This window comes from Moorena sp. SIO2C4, from assembly GCF_010672485.1.
Taxonomy (GTDB): Bacteria; Cyanobacteriota; Cyanobacteriia; order Cyanobacteriales; family Coleofasciculaceae; genus Moorena; species Moorena producens.
Window position 1 is genome coordinate 1 of sequence record NZ_JAAHGN010001026.1, and the last position, 2690, is coordinate 2690.

Annotated in this window: 3 protein-coding genes and 1 pseudogene; 1 reads left to right on the top strand and 3 read right to left on the bottom strand. The window is 43.9% G+C overall.

Annotated features, from left to right (window positions below; translation table 11 throughout):
• Positions 1 to 71: glycogen/starch synthase (locus F6K20_RS33120; protein WP_287297593.1), on the bottom strand; the 71-nt coding region annotated here is incomplete at its 3' end.
• 56 nt (positions 72 to 127) lie between these two features.
• On the opposite strand from F6K20_RS33120, the pseudogene ppk2 reads away from it, so the two are divergent.
• Positions 128 to 871 (top strand): annotated as a pseudogene (gene ppk2 / locus F6K20_RS33125) (polyphosphate kinase 2); the annotation flags it as partial.
• Between the two features lie 14 nt (positions 872 to 885).
• Here ppk2 and F6K20_RS33130 read toward each other — a convergent pair.
• Both F6K20_RS33130 and F6K20_RS33135 read right to left on the bottom strand, forming a co-directional pair.
• Entirely contained in the window at positions 886 to 1359 is a 474-nt protein-coding gene (locus tag F6K20_RS33130; RefSeq protein WP_287297589.1) for a hypothetical protein, read from the bottom strand.
• Between the two features lie 319 nt (positions 1360 to 1678).
• The coding region (locus tag F6K20_RS33135; RefSeq protein WP_287297591.1) for an ammonium transporter at positions 1679 to 2690 on the bottom strand (1012 nt) is incomplete at its 5' end.

The window sequence follows — 2690 nt, forward strand, 5'->3', positions numbered from 1 at the left end:
CCCACTACATCCCCCATACCGCCAATTTTCGCGATGGGAGCTGCTTCCGCCGCAACGAATAGAATCTTCATCTGTTAGTTGTAAATTATTGGTTGTTAGTGCCTAGGAAATAGCTGCAAGCTTGAAGTCCCGTCTACAATTGGAACTGGTGAAAATGCAATACTGGACTAAGCATACTGGTACCCGCATTGTGATTGTGTTTGAAGGACGTGATGCAGCTGGTAAGGGGGGCACTATTAAACGGATTACCGAACCCCTAAATCCACGTGGCTGCCGAATTGTGGCATTGGGTACACCGAGTGATCGGGAAAAGACCCAATGGTATTTCCAGCGCTATGTCGCTCATCTGCCCGCAGCCGGTGAAATTGTCTGTTTTGACCGCAGTTGGTACAATCGCGCTGGGGTGGAGCATGTGATGGGTTTTTGTACCGATGCACAGTATCAGGAATTCATGCAAACCTGCCCAGAATTTGAGCGGATGTTGGTCAGATCCGGCATAATTTTGCTGAAGTATTGGTTTTCAGTTAGCGATGAAGAACAAGAGCGACGCTTCCAATCTCGCACCACCGATCCCGCTCGTCGCTGGAAGCTCAGCCCGATGGATCTAGAATCTCGCGATCGCTGGGTGGAATATTCCCAAGCAAAAGACAACATGTTGGCTCACACCAATATTCCCGAAGCCCCCTGGTTCACGGTGGAAGCTGATGACAAAAAGCGGGCTCGTCTTAATTGCATCAGTCATATTCTCAGCAAGATTCCCTACATTGATATGACACCGGAACCTCTAGAATTACCCCCACGCAAGAAGGCTCCCAATAACTATGTGCGCCCACCTCTGTATGAGCAATTCTTTGTGCCCCAGTTGTATTGACATTTGGGAACGTCCTAAAATTCAGGACTTAGGGGTTTCTTCCTGTATTTTATTTCATTATCCTTTGCCTGAGACAATAACTGATAACCATTTCGATAAGCTCCTCTAGGGTCAAGTAAAGACTGAATCTTTTGTGATGTTTCTTCAATAGCATGTAGAATCCTGCCAACGATATCAGTTTGCTTAGCTTTAACTAGCAACAAACACTGATTAGGGTAAAAAACAACAATCAGCAAAGTATCTCTAGATTCCATGAATATTTTTTCGTTGTTTACCAGACTAGGTAAGCGGTTAATCGATTGGTGAAACTCGATTATTTTATCGGCTATTTTTAGAATTTCAGTTTTATTTAATTTACCTATTAACTGAGTAATTGGCAACTGTTTATAGAGGATAACTGCACCTAAAATGTCATCATTATCAGCTACTAAATCCCTAACAATGCTATCGTAATCTTGTGTGTTTTTTGACATATTGATTATGTTCATGGGATTAATTTTGATTAAACTACTCTAGCAAAGGGAACAGGGAACAGGGAACAGGGAACAGGGAACAGGGAGTAGGGAATATGGCATCAAAATTATATCAATTGCTACACGGATTGCTATATTGATAGTCTTGATCGGTATCCAATAAAACTATGATCACACTATTCCTAAACTAATTTCATTTATGATCATAATCCTTTGGCTTAGTTTGTCTGTATCAAATTAAACTTATTTGCTGGAAAATACTGTTATTGATTACCTTCATAACCGGCTGAATCCTAGAATTTAATGGGTTTGCTTGTATCTACAGAACAGTGTGTTAATTTTGTCTTTGCTGATCCCTCAGCGGTGATTGCTTGAGATCTCCCTTAAACAAAAAGCCACTGTAGGCATTCATACGGTGTTCGTGGAAATCTAGACCTTCAATTTCTGCTTTTTCTGTAACCCTTAGACTTGAGGAAAGTATACGTTTAACTAATAACCAAGCTAGCCAGCTCAGGAAAACCGTTGACACATCTACAGCAACAATGCCGAGTAGTTGAATAAAAAGCTGCCGGATACTATCTATCCCGCCACCACAGAATAGTCCGGCTACTGGACCGTTACCAATACTATACAAATCACCAGGTCCTTCACTGAAAAGACCTAAAGCCAGTGTTCCCCAGACTCCACCGACAAGATGGACAGAAATAGCACCTACTGGATCATCAATTTTCATCCTGTCCCAGAAGTCTACTGAAAAGACCACTATTATTCCTGCCAGCAGACCTATGGTGATAGCGCTACCAATGGTAACGAATCGACAGGATGCGGTAATGGCTACCAAACCCGACAGTACTCCGTTAATAATCATAGTGGGGTCAGGCTTACTGTCAGGATCCCTTGGGTCAAGCCAGGTAGTTAGAGCTGCGGCAATACCCCCTGCACAAGCTGCTGTATTAGTGGTGAGGACAATATGGCTAATTGCGTTGGGATCTAAATTCGTCGTTCCGGGATTAAAAATCGTTGAGCCGGGGTTAAAACCAAACCAGCCCAGCCATAAAATCAAGCAACCTAGAATCGCCAGGCTGAGATTGTGTCCGGGCAGCCCATAGGAAACGCCATCTATATATTTGCCCTTGCGTGGTCCGAGAAGGTAAGCACCTACTAAGGCACAGCAACCGCCTACGGAGTGAACTACCGTTGAACCAGCAAAGTCCCAAAATTTCAGCCCTTGTAGCCAGCCTCCTCCTAGCCAGCCTCCTCCCCAAATCCAGTGACCCGTGATTGGGTAAATGATGCCGACAAGTAGAAGGCTGAACAGACAAAAGGCAGAAAATTTGATGCGCTCA